This window comes from Bradyrhizobium sp. ma5, assembly GCF_042258955.1.
GTDB lineage: Bacteria > Pseudomonadota > Alphaproteobacteria > Rhizobiales > Xanthobacteraceae > Bradyrhizobium.
In genome coordinates this window covers 903120-919188 of record NZ_CP170156.1, presented here as the reverse complement: position 1 = coordinate 919188, position 16069 = coordinate 903120, and the positions used below count along the sequence as shown (strand labels likewise).

The 16069-nt window shown below is 64.1% G+C and carries 16 protein-coding genes; 2 read left to right on the top strand and 14 right to left on the bottom strand.

Annotated features, from left to right (window positions below; genetic code table 11):
• Positions 1-12 precede the first annotated feature (12 nt).
• Entirely contained in the window at positions 13-1782 is a 1770-nt protein-coding gene (locus ACE103_RS04230; RefSeq protein ID WP_375778446.1) for an alkaline phosphatase family protein, read from the bottom strand.
• A gap of 347 nt (positions 1783-2129) precedes the next feature.
• Between ACE103_RS04230 and ACE103_RS04225 the strand changes: the two genes are divergently transcribed.
• On the top strand, positions 2130-3518 hold the full coding sequence (locus ACE103_RS04225) for a cytochrome c peroxidase (RefSeq protein WP_375778445.1): 1389 nt from the start codon (positions 2130-2132) through the stop codon (positions 3516-3518).
• Between the two features lie 9 nt (positions 3519-3527).
• On the opposite strand, the gene ACE103_RS04220 is transcribed toward ACE103_RS04225, so the two are convergent.
• From ACE103_RS04220 to ACE103_RS04205, 4 genes are all read right to left on the bottom strand, one after another.
• Positions 3528-4238 (bottom strand): hypothetical protein, encoded by a 711-nt coding sequence (locus ACE103_RS04220; protein WP_375778444.1) that lies wholly within the window; start codon positions 4236-4238, stop codon positions 3528-3530.
• A 121-nt stretch (positions 4239-4359) separates the two neighbouring features.
• The gene (locus ACE103_RS04215) at positions 4360-6417 is read right to left on the bottom strand and encodes an alkaline phosphatase family protein (RefSeq protein ID WP_375778443.1); all 2058 of its coding nucleotides are present in this window, start codon (positions 6415-6417) and stop codon (positions 4360-4362) included.
• Between the two features lie 237 nt (positions 6418-6654).
• Positions 6655-8031, bottom strand: a complete 1377-nt coding sequence (locus ACE103_RS04210) for a cytochrome c peroxidase (RefSeq protein ID WP_375778442.1) — start codon at positions 8029-8031, stop codon at positions 6655-6657.
• Positions 8028-8813, bottom strand: coding sequence for an EfeM/EfeO family lipoprotein (locus tag ACE103_RS04205; RefSeq protein ID WP_375778441.1), 786 nt, complete (start codon positions 8811-8813; stop codon positions 8028-8030). Before ACE103_RS04205 ends, ACE103_RS04210 begins: the two co-directional genes overlap by 4 nt.
• A gap of 125 nt (positions 8814-8938) precedes the next feature.
• Here ACE103_RS04205 and ACE103_RS04200 point away from each other — a divergent pair, with 125 nt between their 5' ends.
• On the top strand, positions 8939-9538 hold the full coding sequence (locus ACE103_RS04200; protein WP_375778440.1) for a prepilin peptidase: 600 nt from the start codon (positions 8939-8941) through the stop codon (positions 9536-9538).
• A 19-nt stretch (positions 9539-9557) separates the two neighbouring features.
• Here ACE103_RS04200 and ACE103_RS04195 read toward each other — a convergent pair whose 3' ends face one another.
• From ACE103_RS04195 to ACE103_RS04155, 9 genes are read right to left on the bottom strand one after another with little or no spacing between them, the layout of a single operon-like run.
• On the bottom strand, positions 9558-10202 hold the full coding sequence (locus ACE103_RS04195; RefSeq protein ID WP_375778439.1) for a hypothetical protein: 645 nt from the start codon (positions 10200-10202) through the stop codon (positions 9558-9560).
• Positions 10202-10765 (bottom strand): type II secretion system protein GspM, encoded by a 564-nt coding sequence (gene gspM, locus ACE103_RS04190; protein WP_375778438.1) that lies wholly within the window; start codon positions 10763-10765, stop codon positions 10202-10204. The genes ACE103_RS04195 and gspM overlap by 1 nt, the downstream gene beginning before the upstream one ends.
• Positions 10762-11835: a PilN domain-containing protein gene (locus ACE103_RS04185; RefSeq protein ID WP_375778437.1), complete on the bottom strand. Its 1074-nt coding sequence runs from the start codon at positions 11833-11835 to the stop codon at positions 10762-10764. Before ACE103_RS04185 ends, gspM begins: the two co-directional genes overlap by 4 nt.
• The gene (locus tag ACE103_RS04180; RefSeq protein WP_375778436.1) at positions 11835-12752 is read right to left on the bottom strand and encodes a general secretion pathway protein GspK; all 918 of its coding nucleotides are present in this window, start codon (positions 12750-12752) and stop codon (positions 11835-11837) included. Before ACE103_RS04180 ends, ACE103_RS04185 begins: the two co-directional genes overlap by 1 nt.
• Positions 12752-13459, bottom strand: coding sequence for a type II secretion system protein J (locus ACE103_RS04175; protein ID WP_375778435.1), 708 nt, complete (start codon positions 13457-13459; stop codon positions 12752-12754). Before ACE103_RS04175 ends, ACE103_RS04180 begins: the two co-directional genes overlap by 1 nt.
• Complete coding sequence (locus tag ACE103_RS04170; RefSeq protein ID WP_375778434.1) at positions 13456-13908, bottom strand: prepilin-type N-terminal cleavage/methylation domain-containing protein; 453 nt, start codon at positions 13906-13908, stop codon at positions 13456-13458. Before ACE103_RS04170 ends, ACE103_RS04175 begins: the two co-directional genes overlap by 4 nt.
• Positions 13841-14305 carry a Tfp pilus assembly protein FimT/FimU gene (locus ACE103_RS04165; RefSeq protein ID WP_375778433.1) on the bottom strand — a complete coding sequence of 155 codons (465 nt, stop codon included), beginning with the start codon at positions 14303-14305 and terminating at the stop codon, positions 13841-13843. The genes ACE103_RS04170 and ACE103_RS04165 overlap by 68 nt, the downstream gene beginning before the upstream one ends.
• A gap of 15 nt (positions 14306-14320) precedes the next feature.
• Entirely contained in the window at positions 14321-14803 is a 483-nt protein-coding gene (gspG, locus tag ACE103_RS04160) for a type II secretion system major pseudopilin GspG (RefSeq protein ID WP_223974284.1), read from the bottom strand.
• 53 nt (positions 14804-14856) lie between these two features.
• The gene (locus ACE103_RS04155) at positions 14857-16068 is read right to left on the bottom strand and encodes a type II secretion system F family protein (protein ID WP_375778432.1); all 1212 of its coding nucleotides are present in this window, start codon (positions 16066-16068) and stop codon (positions 14857-14859) included.
• Position 16069: the final 1 nt, after the last annotated feature.

Sequence of the window (16069 nt, the reverse complement as noted above, 5' to 3'; positions counted from 1 at the left end):
TGATTTCTCGTATCAGTGCCAGCCTTCGCCGGCCTTCAGCGCCGCCGAGAGGCTGCGCACCGGACGCGTCACCAGCGGATCGAGATCGAAGCGCTTCTCGAGCAGGCGGAGGATCGACGTGGTGTCGAAGTCCTCATGCGCGACGCCCGATTTGTTGAAGCGCTTGGCGATCAGCAGCGCCGGAATGCGGGTGCCCGGGCCCCACTGGTCCGCAGCACGGGCCTCGGCACCACGGCGGCTGTGCGGCGGGGGCGGAACGTGGTCCCACTGTCCACCGAACTCGTCATAGGTAATGACGATCAGCGTGTCCCTGCCGTCCGGCCCTTCGACGATCGCCTTGACGAGATCGACGAGATGCTGGCTGCCTTCGGATTCGCTGGTGTAGCCCGGATGCTCGTTCTCCTCGCCGATCGGCTTGATGAAGCTGACCTGCTTCAGCCGGCCGTTCTTGGCCGCCTGGATGAACTCAGCCTCGTCCTTCAGGTGATCCCTGCGGGCCTGCGTTCCCGGCGCGTAGCTGGCGAAGTAGTTGAGCGCCTGATGGTGGAATTGGAAGTCCACATCGGGGCAGTTCGGGAACACCGCCGTGGCGAGATGGTTCGGATCGGTGCAGGTCGTGCCGTTGCCGTTGGTCCAGCCGGACGCGCCGACATCGCCATTGGCGTTCGACCAGCCGCCCGAATACCAGGCCCAGTCGACATGCTTGCCCGACAGCCGATCGCCGATATTCGGCGTGTGCAGCGGCGGCAAGCGCTTGATGTCCGGGGTGCCCGGCGAATAGGGCTGGTAGGTCGGCTGCGTGGTGTTGACCGCGTAGTCGCCGCAGGCGAGGCCAGCCGGCAGGCCGGGCTGGTTGCATTTCGCCGTCAGCTGCGCATCCTTCACGGTCGAGACCGGCGTGTAGAGCGGCGTGCTGGTCGGCATGCCGTTGGCGTCGACGATCGCGTGGAAGTCATTGGCGCTGCCGTCGTTCAAGGCACCGACGAATTGCGGCGCCGCAGCCGCGACCAGGAACTGGTGGTTGAGGAACGAACCGCCGAAGGCGCCCTGGAAGAAGCTGTCGGCGATCACGTAATTCGGCGCACCGTGGCCGTGCAGATAGGTGTAGATGGGCAGCTTCTTGGTATCGTAATAACCCATCACCAGACCCGCGGCGTCGCTGCCGGTCATGTAGCGGTTCTGCCGGCCGCCGTTGAGCTGGTACTGCTCGCTGTAGAAGCGATGCACGATATCCTCGGTGCAGCCGCCGGGCGAGCCGGTGCCGTTGAGGAAGCCGTGCGCCGCGAAGGCGCCGAGCGGCTTCGGACAGGTGGTCGCCGAGGTCGGGATGAAGTCGTTGATCTCGAACGGCTTGTTCTTGAACGCGCTGAGGATCGCGACCGAGCCCGTGTTATCGGTGCAGGTCGTCGGCTGCGGCGACGGTGAGGTCAGGTTGACGTCATTCTGCAACAGGCAGCCATAGACGGTCTGGTTGTCCTGCCGGACCTGCAGCGTATGGGCCTGATCGGCGTCGGAGGTGCCATTGATCCGGTCACGGCCGACATCGCCCCAGTGCCCATAGAGGTTATCGAAGCTGTGGTTCTCCTGGTAGATGACGACGATGTGCTTGTACTGATGCACACCTTCATGGCCGCGGTCGCGCAGGTCACGCAGCTCGTCCCTGACCTCGTGCTTGAACTCATCAATGATCTTTTCGACCAAATTCTCGGCCTTTGCCATCGGTGAGATGGCAACGGCGCCAGCAACAACTGCGAGCGCCGGAATGGCTCCCCAAAGCCGCATAGTGCTCTCCTGATTTCAGAAAGAAATAGAAATGGAGTTACACGCTATGCAAAACACATTTCGCCGGGATGACCGTTTTTCGACGCGCGCACAAACACGTGAAAAGATGCACGGGCCGATGAATTCGTCGCTCTGTCAAATGCAGATCGGCTTGCGTCCCGTTCATCGATCGTCATCAAACCGCAATCAACGATCGTCTATCCAAACAGATGGTCATTGATCCTGCCGACAGGAAACTGTCACCTCTCTGACATCTTCCGACCTACGGCAGCGCAAATGCATTGTGACAGGGGCGTTTTCTCGCAATGGCTTGGGATATTCTGACGTCCGGCTCCGGAAAATGTCGTGTGGCACCGGCCGATCGTGGCATCAGAACGGCACGGGTCACGTTGCTGGCGCTCGTCGTTGCGCTCCTCCCGTTGCGGGCGATGGCATTCCCGCTCGGCGGCGACCAGACCGTGCTGCCGGCCGGCACTGAGTTTTCGGAGGAAGCGCTGGCGCGGCCGCGCGAAATCTTTCATTCCGAAGCGATGGGCGGGCGAAAGTCCTATCTGGTCAATCTCGGCGATCTCGCGTTCAATTCGCCTTCCATCCTCGGCGGCAAGGCCCGCCAGGCCGAGATGAGCTGCGGCACCTGTCACGTCAACGGCGCATCGAACCCGAAATTGTTCGTTCCGGGCGTATCCTCCCGCCCCGGCACCTTCGACACCACCAGCCTCGTCTTCAACGCCAAGACGTTCAACAGCATCCTCGATCCGGTCAGGATTCCGAGCCTGCGGGGCGCCCGCTTCCTCGCGCCCTACGGACATGACGGGCGCATGACCTCGCTGCGCGACTTCGTATATAATGTCATCGTCAATGAGTTTTCCGGCCCGCGGCCGAGCGATGCGGTTCTCGACGGCCTCGTCGCCTATATCAACGATATCGATTTCCTCCCCAATCCGAAGATTGCGCCCGGCGGCCGGCTTGCCGCGCAGGCCAGTGTTGAGGAACGGCGCGGCGAGGCGCTGTTCTTCAAGCCATTCCCGAAGCAGGCCGAGCTGAGCTGTGCCGGCTGTCATCTTCCGGCCGGAACCTTCAACGATCAGCTGCGCCACGACGTCGGGTCCGGCGGACTGGTCAAGACTCCCACGTTGCTCAACGCCAATTTCAACGCGCCGTATTTCCACGACGGCCGCTATGACAGCTACGAACAGGTCGTCGGTCATTTCGATCGCGTGTTCGACCTCGAATTGTCGACCCAGGACACGCAGGACCTCGCGGCCTATCTGAATGCGGTCGGGGACGGCGAACGCCCCTTCGACAAGGACGGCGTCGTGCTCCGGATGAAGGAAGTGCTGGAGCTTTCGAGCGTGCTCGAGGTCGCGATCCCAGCCGCCGACACCGCGGTGGTGTCGCTGGCCGTCACCGGGGTCGGCGCCGAACTGCGCGAATTGACCGAGCACATTCCCGACATCAGGAACACCTCGGTCGGCGGCAAGGACGAACGGCTCGCGGCGCGCGCAATCCTGAAGGACCTCGTTCTGACCTTGCGCCGTATCGACCTCGAAGTCGGGGCCGGCCGGATCGACGAAGCGATGGCGGAATACCGGAAATTTGCCCAGCTGGTGAATTTCGACGTTCCGGTCGCCCTGAAGAAGGCCGAGCCCTGGTCCCTCTTCAACAGCAACGTGCATCAGTCGCACTACACGGCGCTCGGCCGGATACTGCCGGTGACGAGCCGGCAGCCGCAGTAGTGCCCGCACTCACTGCGAAGCCGGCGGCGCGACCCATACATCGCTCTGCTGGATCCGGCGGATCAGCGCTTGCGGGTCGAACTTGCGCAGACCTGCGGGAATTTCGAAGGTTTGCGCCGGCTGCGGTTCGTCGCGGATGTGATCAGCGACGATCACCGTCCCGTCCGCGGTCTTGATCTGCACCGGAAACCCGCGCGCGCGGTCGACCCAGCCGGTAAAGCTCAAACCGGACGGCGCCGCTACGCGATAGACATCGGTGTTGCGCTCCGCGATTGCCTCTTCTCCATCGCGCCGGCATTGCCATGTCGCGACATCGACCGGCGCGGAGAGCTGCGCCATTGCCAGCCATTGCCGGCAGGGATCGCTTGGGTCGACCGGGACGAACAGCTGGGTGAGCGGGCTCGATTGCATGGCCTTCATGAAGACGTGCGCGGCCGGGCGGACGAAATAGGCAGCGGGCTTTGCGGTATCGAGCAGAAAGAAGCCATCGGGCAGCGCGGTTGGATCGATCCTCGCCTTTCGCTCCGAGACCCGCAACGTTCCCATCGCCGTTACCGTATTGTCCTTCCGCGCGACGAGGTCGGCGGAAAACTGCTGCGCCGCGGCCGGCATCGGTGCGTTGGCCAGGATGGCCATTGCGAACAGGCAGGCGGTAGCGCGCCTGCTGTCCTTCCACATCTTCTTGCATGTCTTCTTGCACGTCGTCTCGTCGCGCTTCATCGCATAATCCCCGGTCGGTCAGCGGGCGGGCAGGCAGAACATGACAGCGCCGACCGAACCAATGGTTCGATCGGCGCCGATCTCAGTTCAAATCAAGACCTCGTCCTGGACGAGAGCTCGATCACTCGGTGTAGGACAACGCGACCGGCTTGCTGAAGTCGAACGCGTCGAACAGGTCAGACAGTGCCGGGCTGTTGGTCGGGACGTACTCGTTGTTCCTCGAGTAGGTCGGGTTCGGCAGGTTGTCGCGGCTGCGGTGCGTGAGCGGCTCGAGAGCCCAGTTGCGCTCAATGAACTTCAGCAGCGAAACGTGGTCGGCGTAGTTGTGGTTGACCTTGCCGCCCGTCGAATAGGGCGAGAGGATCAGGGTCGGAATACGCGGTCCGTCGCCGAAGAAGTCGATCGACTGCGTATAACCGGAGTCCCAGTAGCCGCCGGCTTCGTCCCAGGTGATGAAGACCGCGGTATCGGCCTTCAGCTCCGGATTGTTGTCCAGCGCGTTGAGCACGTTCAGGACATAGGCCTCGAACAGATCAACCTTCGAGCTCTGCGGATGACCGTCGAGCAGACCGTCCGGCTTGCCGAACGACACCGCGGGCAGCGTGTTGTGCTGGATCGCCGTGATCAGATCCGCCGTGTCCTTCATGTGAGCCTGACGCACGGCCGCGTTGGCCATGATCGAGGTCGCATACTGGAACGGGTTGCAGATCTGGCAGTAGGCAACACCGAGCGCGTGCGCCGGATCGGCGACTGCAGCGGCGCCGAGGTTGGGGTTCGAGGGGTTGGCGGCAACCGCAGCGTTGGAAAGCGCCACGGCGTCGTTGAACGCACCACCATAGAACGCCCAGGTGATGTTCTTCTCGATCAGAGCGTCACCGATCGTGCGAACCGACGACGGCGGGACGTTGTTGCCGCCCGACAGCGCGCCGTTCGGCAGATAGCCCGGATTGACGTTGTTGAGCATGTAGTAGTGGTTCGGCTTGCAGTTCGGCTCCGCCGCGTACGGCAGATTGTTGAGGTAGGTGACGATCGGCTTCACGCCGGGCTGGAACACGTCGGAGCAGTTGCTCCAATTGCCGTCGACACTATAGCGGTTGACCGAGCCCGCAACCGGATTCGGGTTGGCGATCAGGGTGGCCGGCGGCGTCACCGGATTGCCCTTGCCGTCGCTCCAGAAGGCCGCATCGCCGGTGCCGAGCATGAAGTGGTTCGCGCCGGTGCCACCGTGGAACGACTGGTGGAAGTTGTCGCTCAGCGTGAAGCGATCGGCGAGCATCTTCAGGATCGGAGCCTGACCCTGCTGGGCATTGTAGAAGCCCATCGAGTTGGCCATGCTCTTGTTGGATGCCGAATAGGTCGCCATCACGAACGGGAACAGATCGTTCAGGCAGCCCGAATTGTTCTTCTTGGTGGCGTTGGCGGCGCTACAATCTTCCTGCTGCCAATCCTGATAGAAGCGATGGGTCGAGTCGCCGGTGTAATCGTCGTCGCTGATCTGCTCGCCCTGCAGCTGGAACGGTCCATTCAGACCGCCGGCCCCGGGAATGCGGGTATCCAGCACGCCGGTCGGCAGGCCGCTGAAGCCGGTGGTCAGGATGTCGAGATCGGCCGGGTCCATGTCCTTCTCGACGCTGGCCTCAGTGATCGTCTTGAACGGGGCACCAGTGTCGCTCTGCGCGGTCGGCGTACCGTTGGTGTTCGGCTGCGGCATCAAATTGGTCGCGTTGTAGGGCGACTTCGCAATCGCCGGCGCGCCGATGTAGAAGGACGGCTGGCCCGCAACCGAGTACTGCTGCGCTTGCGCGAAGTTCGGTCCCGGCGTTCCATCCTCGTTGACGATGCCCTTCGACAACAGGTTGGAGATGGTCTGGCCCTTGCCCTTCGGCTTGTAGATACCGAACGTGTGATCGAGGCCGCGGTTCTCACCGATCAGGATGATGACGTGCTTGATCGGCGAAGCGGTCTTGCCCTTGCCGCCGTGATCCTTGTCGTCATGATCGTGATCATGCTTGACGCGATCAGATTCCTGATGCGCCTGGTGATTGTGATGCGGACGCTTGTCCCAATCACTGTGTCCGCCCGGATAGTGAGCGGCATATGCGGCTGTTGCGACGAGCACCGTTGACGCGATGCAGAGCGCGGTGCTGGTTCGCCAGTGCTTTTTGTAGTTCAAACTCATTGTCGACCTCAGGGTGTTTGCGGTTAGCAACACACACTGCTTAGTGCGACAGTATGACGCATGGTTTTCGCTTACGTGAAAGCGCGCGAGAAATTTCGAAACGTTCAAATATTTTCTGTGGAGACATCTGTTGCTTCAGCTGCATCTCCACGATTCTATTCTTCAACTGAAGATCGAAGGCAGATGCAGCGCTCCACGCAACGACGCGGATCGCAACTGCTCTATGATTCAGTTCAATCAATGCGAGATGTGCCGGGAGCGCATCACCTCGCGCAGCGCAGCGTAATGCTGATCATGCACATCCTGATTGAACAACGACCACGGCTCGGCGCTCGCCAGTAATGCAGGCACCGCAGCAGCCATCAGATTGCGATAATTCCTGAACTCGGTTGCAGCATCGGCGTTACGCCCCGCGGCAACGGCCATCTCGATTCGCCGCAGCGTGAGCACGAGCTCCTTCAGCCCGTTGCGGGCAAGCACGCGCTGCTGCTCGCCGCCCGACACGCTGGTGTTCTTGCGATCGGGATATCGCTCGGTCAACTCGCGCAGCTCGCGGCCGATTGTATCGACTGCAAGCGCGACGATGTCCTTGTCGCCGGCAGGAATCGCGGTCGCGAGCACTGTCGAGAAATCGTTGATCTCCTTCAGCGTTGCACCGGCACCGTCGCGTTCATAGGGCTGCACGCCGTCGCCGACGGCCGTGAGATAGGCGACGAGGTCACCCTTGTCCTGCGCCGAGAGATCAAGCTGAAAGGTCCGGTCAAAATAATCAACGACCTGGTTGAAATTGTCGAAGCGGCCATCGTGGAAGTACGGCGCGTTGAAGTCGGCATTGCGCAGGGTCGGCGTCTTGAACAGTCCGCCCGAACCGACGTCATGCTGCTGGTGATCGACAAAACCGGACGACGGAACGTGGCACCCCGCGCAGCTCAGCGCCGGATCGTGCGGGAACGGCTTGGCGAACAACGCTTCGCCGCGGCGCTCCGCGTCGGTGATCTTGCCGGCCAGCCGCCCGGCGGGACCAAGGCTCGGATTGGGCAGGAAATCGATGTCGTGAAGATAGGCCACGATCGCATCGAGCGTGGCCGGTGACGGCTCGGGTCCGGCGAACTCGCTGGTGATGACGTTGTGGACGAAGTCGCGCAGCGAGGCGAACCGGCCATCGGCGCCGTAGGGCCCAAGATAGCGGGCGCCGCGCAGGCTCGGGATCCTCACCGGATCGAACGAAAGGTTATTGGCCTTCGGATTGAACAGCGCCCCGGTGGTGTCGAACGTGCCGGGTCGGCTCGACATCTTCGGCATAAAGAACTTGGCGTTGTTTGCACCATTGATGTGGCAGGTCCCGCAGCTCACGCCGGCCTGCCGCGCCACCTCGCCGAGCAGCCCCGGCGAATTGAAGGCGAGATCGCCGAGATTCACCAGATACGACTTGGCTCCGGTCCGCTCGGACTGAAACACCTCGCGCGGCTTGTCGAGCGCATCCTCGTTCAGCTCGGTCGCAACAGGCAGCACGGTCTTATCGCCATCGACCGGAAACGCCGCCACGCGCCCGAGCAGCGCGAGGGCGATGACCGCGCAGAGCAACGCAGCCGGATGCAGATGAAGCGATCTCATCGCGCCTGCGCCTCCAGCGTCGGGCGCTGCAGCCCGAGCTTTGCCGAGGCGCTCTGCAACGCGACGACCAGCTCCTCGCTGGTCTGGCGCAGATCGGCGATATTGACATGCGGCAGGTCCGGCGTCGCGACGATCGCCTCGAGCTGCTCGATCCGGTTCGTCACCATCTCGTCGAGCTTGCCGTCGACCGTATTGAGCGCGGCAGAGAAGATCGTGTGGTAGGCGAAGTCGATGCCGGCGATATTGTTGCGCATGTCGTCCAGCGAGGTGCCGCTGATGCGCGACTCGCCGCCATCGGCTTTGCTTTCACCGACTTCGTAAGCGAGCCGCACGGTGCCATCCAGGAGACCCTGCGGCGTCAGCTTGATATCCTTGAGCTTGCCGTGAAGATCATTCAGATGCTCGACCAGGCCCGTGGCATCGGTGGCGACCTCGGTGCTACCGGCTCCGAACAGCTTCGCTTCGATGGCGTGAAACCCGCTATCGGCATTGGGCCAGGCGTCGATCTGCGCATCGAGCTCAGGCACGAAGCCTGCGGTGAACACTTCCGAGCGCTCCCAGCCGGCGCGCGCCGACAGCCAGGCCTTCTTGGCGCCGGGCAAATCCGCCGCAGCGGCGCGCTCGCGCAATGCACGCGCGCCCGCCAGCGCACTGGCAACGCCCTCGATCAGATACGGCCGATAGCGCTCGGCGCCGTCCTCGAGCGCGCCCGCATTCGCGGCGCGCACGCCTGCCGACGCTGCCAGCAGAGCAAGGCACGCCGCCACTCGCATCTTGTGCATAGTCAACCCACTCGTCTGCCGCGAAGGGCTCGCGGCACGTAATCGGGCGAACTATTGTCGGTATCCTATGCGGATTTGTGACAGCGCAGACTTTTTGTCGCATCTTTTCTGCTTCGCGATCGTTGTTGACGATCACAATCCCGCAAACTCATTGCTCGATTGAAAATGCACTGTTCAACGCGCGCGAGTTGTTGCAACACAGCGTGTTCACGCATCACACTTGTCCCGCCACCATGCCAATCGATCGCGAAGCTCTCTATTTCATTGCATCTTACGGCGCGCTTTGCGTGCTGTGCTGCACCGTCGCGCTGATCGATCTGCGCCACGGCATCATTCCCGATTGGCTGAATCTCGCGATCGCGGCATTGGGGCTTGCACATGTCGTCATCACCGAGAATATCACAGCCGCGTTCAGTGCGATGGCGATCGCCGCCCTCGTCGGCGCCCTGTTCTTTCTACTGCAGAGACTCTACTTCGTCTTGCGGCATGTGGACGGCTTGGGACTGGGCGACGTCAAGTTCCTAGCCGCCGCGACGATCTGGGTCGGCGCTTTTGGGATTCCGACCCTGCTGCTGATCGCGGCACTCGCGGCACTTGCTGTTGCCGGCACCCTGCAACTCGCGGGGCACGAGATGAAGCGCCAGACGTCGATCCCGTTCGGTCCTTTTCTTGCGCTAGGACTTCTCCTGACGCTGGCCCTGCAGGGCTGGCTGGGATTGAACTAGCGCGGGAGCGAGTGCTCAATCACCGCTGGATCCGCGCCGCCAGCGGCCTCCTGTCGGCACTGACGGGAACAAGGCGGACATCGCCGCTCTCCTCGGTGCCCGGCTGAGGTAATGTGAGCACGGCGTCGTGCTCGTCTTTCTGCATCGTGACTTCGCGTCCGCTGATCGTTCGCAGCTTCCAGCCCTGGAAATCGTCGCCGAGCTTCAGCCGCAATGCGGTCTTGTTCGCTTGGTCGAGAAAGATCCCGAAGCTTTCATCGTCTCCCGCGATCGTGCCGACCAGCGACAGCGGCGGCGGCTCGAGCGCGACCTTGCGCGGCGGCGTCGGCAACGGCTTGCTGACTTCCGGTTCCGCGACGACGGCAGGCGGCGGCCGCCGCGACGGCGAGAACACCGGGCGGTCGCGGGTGTTGGACAGCGTCTTGAGCGGAATGCCCCACAGCGGATTTGCGCTGAGCGGCCGGGGCGTCGGAGCCGGCGAAGGCGTCACCCGGACCGAGGTCACTGGTTCGGACGGCGGCGGTGAACTCAACACCGGCCCGCCCAGGCGGGTATCATCGAGCGTCCCGGCGTCCAGTGCATCGCCGGATGGGTCAGGCACCGCAGCCGGCGCCGAATAGGCCGACACCGCCAACAGCACGATTGTTGCAGCGAAGCGTCGCATCACTTGGCTCCTCGCCATTGTCCGGATACGCCGAGCAGCACGCGCAGTCTGCCGGGATCGGCGCCCTTGGCCGCTTCGTCGGCGACGGGTTGCACGACCAGTTGGTCGATGAACAGGAACGGCATGCCGGCTTCGAGATCGTAGAGCACCTGCTGCAATTGCGCCTGCTCGATCTCGCTGCTCGCGACCATGCTGATGAAGCCGGCCTTGGCCGGCGCGTTGGGAACGTCGAGCTGCGTCGACAGCACATTGCCGCCGGCCTTGATCACGGCGCCCGATACGCGTTGCAGCAGGGTGGCGCCGGCAACCGTGACGGTCGCCCCCTCGAGATAGGCGGAGCCGGTCGGCATCGGGGACTGGCCGGGCGCGGTATTCGCCTTGGATCGTCCCTCGAGTTGCTCCAGCATTCCGGCCGACGCCGCAACATCGCTGCGCAGGCCAATGATGTCCGAGAGCGACGAGATGACGACGAACAGCAGCAGCACGAAGAGGCCGAGATAGCTCGCGGTCGCGACCAGTGGCGAAGTGCTGACGGCCGTCAGCGATCGGGATGCTGCGCTCATGAGCCGGACCCAAAAGAAGCGGATATGTTGGCCTCGACGTGGAACCGCTCCGCCGATTCATTCGCGGCACGGGTCGTCGGCGCGAAGAACGTCGCGCGGGTGAATTGCGGCGACTGCTCCAGCAGGCGGATCAGGGATGGCGCATCCTGGGTCAATCCGACCACCTGCACCTTGTTGCCCTCGATGCGGAGCTCCGTCACATAAGTCGTGTCGGGCAGAACGCGCGAGACCGCCTCCAGAACCATGACGCTCGACGGCGTCGTCTGTTTGCGCTTGGCGAGCAGGCCGACGCCGGACGAGTCGCCATTGGCATCGAGACGCAGCGCGGCGCGGCGCTGCGAGATGCGGTGTTGCAGGTCCGCCTGCTCGGATTGCAGCCATCCGCCGAGATAGATGTTCAGCAGCAGGGAGACCGCCGCCGCGGCTGCCGTCGAAACCAGGCCAATGCGCAACAGGCGCGGTACCGCAGGTCCGGCAAGGCCGCGTAGCGATCTGTCGAGCAGCGTCACCTGCTGCGGGGCGCCGTCGCCGCCAACCGCCGGCGCCGAGACCGCAACGGAGCCGGCGCCGAGCATCCTGGCCATCCGGACCAGCGGATCGACCTTGGTCGCCGCGGTCGCACTGAACGCGACTTCGATCCGGTCATTGGCGATCGGCTGCGGCGAACCCCAGCCAAACACCGCATCGGCGGCGGTCCATGGCGTCAACCGGTCGACCTGCGCGCGGATCATGCCATCGAGGAAGTCGCCCGCCTGGCTCGGGAAATCGAGCACGCGGCTGACGATTTGATCAGACCGCAATCGCACTTCGATGCGGCTGCCGTCGAACGCGGCCTTCCACTCTGCCGACAACGGAGGCTGCGGCGCGTCGTGATCGAGCCGGAACGAGACCGGCCCCGACGGCGAACCATCTCTCGCCACGGCGGCGCGGGCCGTGTACGTGCCGTCGGCATTCTCGTCGAGCTCGATGCTGCGCCGGCGCATGAACCTGCCGGCAACGCCGTCGACGGCCGTCGCGACCGCGCCGATCCATTGCTCGAACCATTGCCGTGCCTCGGCGAGCATAGCCATCAACCTCTCCTCTGCGGCAGAACCGTACTGCGCGGCTCGACATCGTTCTGCCAGGACAACACACGATAGGGCTCGACCTTGTCGCCGAGCGCGATCACCGCTTCAGACGTGGTGCGGTGACCGTTGCGGAACCGGATCGAGATTGCGATCCGGTAGCAAGGGCTCTGCGCCGTCGATGCCGCAGTTTGCGGGTTCGGCACCTGCGATCCAGCGGTGGGGCCGCCGTTCGGCGCGGAAGCCGGCGAGCCGAAGCTGTCCTGCTCTTTCCCCGCTGCTTTATTCACGGCAAGAGCGACTTCCGGCGCAGCGATCGCCGGATCGACATCCGGACTGCCGTTGAACACCGTCACGAACGGCAATACACGATCGACGAAGGCTTCGGGGATGCCGGCGACCAGCGCCAGCTCATTGACATGGGTGAACAGCCCCTGCCGCGGCGAATAGCCGAGCGCGTTGTAGCGCGCGGCCTCCACGTTCTCGCTGCCCGGCTCCGGCCGGGTTCGCCAGCCGACGATCCGGTCTGCGTACTCGCTGGCCGCGTCCTTTCGGGCGCCGAGCACCACGAAGAGGCCGATCAGCATCTCCTTCGATGCGTAGTTCAGGTCAACGCGGCCGGCCTCCGACGCGAAGGTGACAGCGACGCTGGCGTCGTCCAGCCCGAAATGAAACGCCCCGTGCTGCGGCCTCGTCTTCTCATCCGTCAGCGTCAGTTGATAGGCGGTGAGCTCGAGCCCGGCCGACACCAGCGCCTCGGTCTGCAACGACAGGTCGCTGGCCGCCAACGCGCGCGCCGACGCGGCGAGATAGGCCGAGAAGATGATCGCCAGCGACGACAGCGCAAGCAGGATCCAGAGCACCGCAACGATGACGAAGCCGCGGTTGGACGGCGATCGGCCGATATTGCCGGAGGCGCCCATCAGGTCTTCCCCTGATCGGCAGCACCGTCGGCACTTTGCTTGTCGCCGCAATTGCCGTCCGGCTTGGTGCAGTCGCTCGGAAGCTGGACGTGGACCGGCGCGATGGTCGACACCGACAGGACGCGCTGGCTCGCCGCGTCACGTACGGTCAACCGGATCATCGTCGGCAGCTTGTTGGCATCCTTCCACACGCTCTTCCAGGCCCGGTCAGGACCGGCATAGGCGAACGACAGGCGATAGGGTGCGCGCAGCAGCACGACGGGGCTGCCGAGATGCACCTGTTCCGACAGCGACACCCCGTCGGTCAGCGGCGTGAAGCGCGCCTGCGAACGAACCGTGACGAACTCGCCGCGATCCCGGGTTTCGCCAAGGCGCACCAGATCGAGCCCCGGCCCCGCATTCGGCCCCACCGACGTGCGCACGAACATCACGGACAGTTCCGATCCGTCGAACAGCGGCTTGTGGGTATCGCGGTTGGCGGCAACGAATTCCGCCGCGGCAAGATCGGCGCCGATCCGTTCCAGCGCGATGCCGATCAATTCGCTGCGCTGGATCCGGTCGAGCCCCCGGTTCCAGCTCGGCAGCCATTGCGCCGTGATGCTGGCGAGCGCCGACAGCAACAGCCCCATCAGTGCCAGTGCAACGATGGTCTCGATCAGCGTGAAGCCGCGTTCATGCGTTCGCTGTGCTGCGCCTGCCGGGGTCATTCCGATGACCTCGGTATCAGGCGCACGGTGCGAATGTCGGACAACGCGCCGCCCGGAGATTTGACGCGAATTCGCACCAGCTCCGGCGCCCAGGGCATGTTGCCCTCGGGCACCGTCCAGTCGCCACCGAGCGGACTGACCTCGATGGTCCAGCGGTAGCCTTCCGCCTGTCCCGTCGACGTGCCCGACTGCAATTCGGCGCGCGGCGGAATGCCGACCGTCATCAAGGTGCGCACCGCCTGCATCAGCGCAACGTGCTGCTCCATGGCCCGGACGCCGCGCGTCTTGACGCCCATCACCGCGCCGATCGCAACGATCGAGACAGCCACCAGCGCCAGCGCCACCAGCACCTCGATGATGGTGAACCCTGCATCAGGGCGGTTAGTTGGCGGCAACGTCGCGAGCAACGATTTCAACCCTTCCGGTGAGCCAGTTGACGCGGACCTCATATCCCGCATCGAGCCGCGTCAGCGCGATGGAGCCGCCGCAGGAACCGCCATTGGCGAAGAAGCGGATCGTCGACAGTGCGGCGCGGCGCTGACAGCTCTGCGGCAGCACCGCATCGAACCGCACGTCATCGGGGATTCGCACCGTCATGCGCGACGCGCCGGAGTGAATCACCCGGCTCGCCGCGTCGACCAGGGTCGCAACGCTGCTGCTGCGCTCGATGGCGGCATTGCGATCGGCCTTCAGCAGCGTTGCCGTCTGCAATGCATAGGCCTGCAAGCGCGATCGCGAGGTCTGGTGCGGAATGAACGGAAGCAGCACGGCCGCCAGCAGCGCGATGATGGCAAGGACGCACACCATCTCGAGCAGGGTGAAACCGCGCTGCGATGCCTCATTCATGCTCGCCATGCATCCTTATTGTTGGTCGTTGTTGGCGGCTGTGGTCTTTTCAAGCGAGATGTCGGCTGAGGTGCCGCTGCCGCCCTCCTGACCATCGGAGCCATAGGAGACGATGTCGTAGGGCCCGTGTTCGCCGGGCGAGCGATAGAGATAGGCATGGTTCCACGGATCGTTCGGAACGTTGCCGCCCTTCAGATACGGACCATTCCAGGCGGCGACCCCCGGCGTGCGCCGGACCAGCGCGGCAAGTCCCTCCGCCGTGGACGGGAAGCGCCCGGCGTCGAGGTAGAACAGGTCGAGCGCGCTGGAGAAGCTCTGCAACTGAATGCGCGCGGTCTTGACCTTGGATTCGCTGAGATAGTTGAGCACGCGCGGCCCGATCAGCCCCATGATGAGGCCGATGATCGCGATCACCACCAGCATCTCGACGAGGGTAAAGCCCGCCTGCCCTGAACGTCGAGGCGGTTGTGCGCGCGTCGGATCGCGTCCCGCTCGCATGGAGAATGTTTCGATGATCGTGTTGCGCGATATCATGACCGATGACCCCTGCTCTAACCGACTAGCTGCGTGACCGAGAGCAGCGCTGTCATGACCGACACGATCAGTCCGCCGACGACGGTGCTGATCGTGATGATCGCCAGTGGACCGACGATGCCGACGACACGGTCCAGGCTGCGCTGCAATTTTGCTTCGTAGAATTCCGCGACCCGCCCGGCCAGCACCGGAAGCTGCCCGGTCTCTTCACCGAGCCGCAGCATGCGGACCGCCATCGGCGGCAGGCTGTCCGCCACGGCGAGCGCGTCCGACAGTTTTCCGCCATGGCGGACGCGATCGGCGGCGGCGGTCCAGTTCGCCTCGCTGCCGGTCACCGCCATGATGTCGACGAGGATGCGCAACGCAGCCGTGAGGTTGACGCCGCTGCCAAGCAGGACGCCGAGATTGCGGCAGAACAGGCTCGCGCGATAGAACTGGAAGGCGCTGCTGATACCCGGCACCCGCGAGATCCCGCCGACCAGCGCGGCGCGCACGCGCGCCTGCCGCAACAGCCACCATGCGAGGGCAATCGTCGCCGCACTGATCAGGCTTGCCGCCGTGGCATTGGCGCGCAGGAAATCCGACACCGCGATGAAGCTGGCGAGTGCCGTGTCCGACTTGCCGCCGAAATCGCCAAGCACCGTGGAGAATTGCGGCAGCACGAACAGCAGGAAGAACAGCATCACGCCGGACGCGGCGACCAGCACGAAGGCCGGATACTGCATCGCGTCGGTCAGCTTGCGCCGCATCTGCTCGGAACGCGCGCGCTCGGTCCCCAGCATCTCGAGCACCGAATCGAGCGTGCCGGAGATTTCCCCGACCCGGACCAGGGCGATGTACATCGGCTGAAACAGGGTCGGATGATCCGCAACAGAATCGGCAAAGCTCTCGCCGGTGAGCAGGGCCGCGCGGATCTTCGCCACCACCGGACGCATGCGGCCGACATCGGCATCGCCGGACAGCAGCTCCAGGGCATCGTCGAGACGTGCGCCGGCCTTGAGCAGCAGCGCGAGATCGCGCGTGAACGTGGTGACCTCGACAGCACTCGGCCCGCCGAACAGGCTGCGGCCACCGGTGGCGCCGGATGCGCGCTTGTCCTCGGTGGTTTCGATCGGGAGCAGCTTGAGATATTCGATCCGCCGCGCCACCTCGGACGCGGTCGGCGCCGAGATCGTGCCGTTCACGATCTCGCCGGCCTGGGTCAAAGCGCGATAGCGATAATTGGGCACG

Excerpts from the sequence above, each read along its gene's own strand:
- ACE103_RS04165 (WP_375778433.1), bottom strand. The coding sequence starts at position 14,305 with ATGAATGAGGCATCGCAGCGCGGTTTCACCCTGCTCGAGATGGTGTGC.
- ACE103_RS04175 (WP_375778435.1), bottom strand. The coding sequence starts at position 13,459 with ATGACCCCGGCAGGCGCAGCACAGCGAACGCATGAACGCGGCTTCACG.
- gspG (WP_223974284.1), bottom strand. The coding sequence starts at position 14,803 with ATGCGAGCGGGACGCGATCCGACGCGCGCACAACCGCCTCGACGTTCA.
- gspM (WP_375778438.1), bottom strand. The coding sequence starts at position 10,765 with ATGAGCGCAGCATCCCGATCGCTGACGGCCGTCAGCACTTCGCCACTG.
- ACE103_RS04205 (WP_375778441.1), bottom strand. The coding sequence starts at position 8,813 with ATGCACAAGATGCGAGTGGCGGCGTGCCTTGCTCTGCTGGCAGCGTCG.
- ACE103_RS04210 (WP_375778442.1), bottom strand. The coding sequence starts at position 8,031 with ATGAGATCGCTTCATCTGCATCCGGCTGCGTTGCTCTGCGCGGTCATC.
- ACE103_RS04230 (WP_375778446.1), bottom strand. The coding sequence starts at position 1,782 with ATGCGGCTTTGGGGAGCCATTCCGGCGCTCGCAGTTGTTGCTGGCGCC.
- ACE103_RS04215 (WP_375778443.1), bottom strand. The coding sequence starts at position 6,417 with ATGAGTTTGAACTACAAAAAGCACTGGCGAACCAGCACCGCGCTCTGC.
- ACE103_RS04195 (WP_375778439.1), bottom strand. The coding sequence starts at position 10,202 with ATGCGACGCTTCGCTGCAACAATCGTGCTGTTGGCGGTGTCGGCCTAT.
- ACE103_RS04185 (WP_375778437.1), bottom strand. The coding sequence starts at position 11,835 with ATGGCTATGCTCGCCGAGGCACGGCAATGGTTCGAGCAATGGATCGGC.
- ACE103_RS04170 (WP_375778434.1), bottom strand. The coding sequence starts at position 13,908 with ATGAGGTCCGCGTCAACTGGCTCACCGGAAGGGTTGAAATCGTTGCTC.
- ACE103_RS04180 (WP_375778436.1), bottom strand. The coding sequence starts at position 12,752 with ATGGGCGCCTCCGGCAATATCGGCCGATCGCCGTCCAACCGCGGCTTC.
- ACE103_RS04220 (WP_375778444.1), bottom strand. The coding sequence starts at position 4,238 with ATGAAGCGCGACGAGACGACGTGCAAGAAGACATGCAAGAAGATGTGG.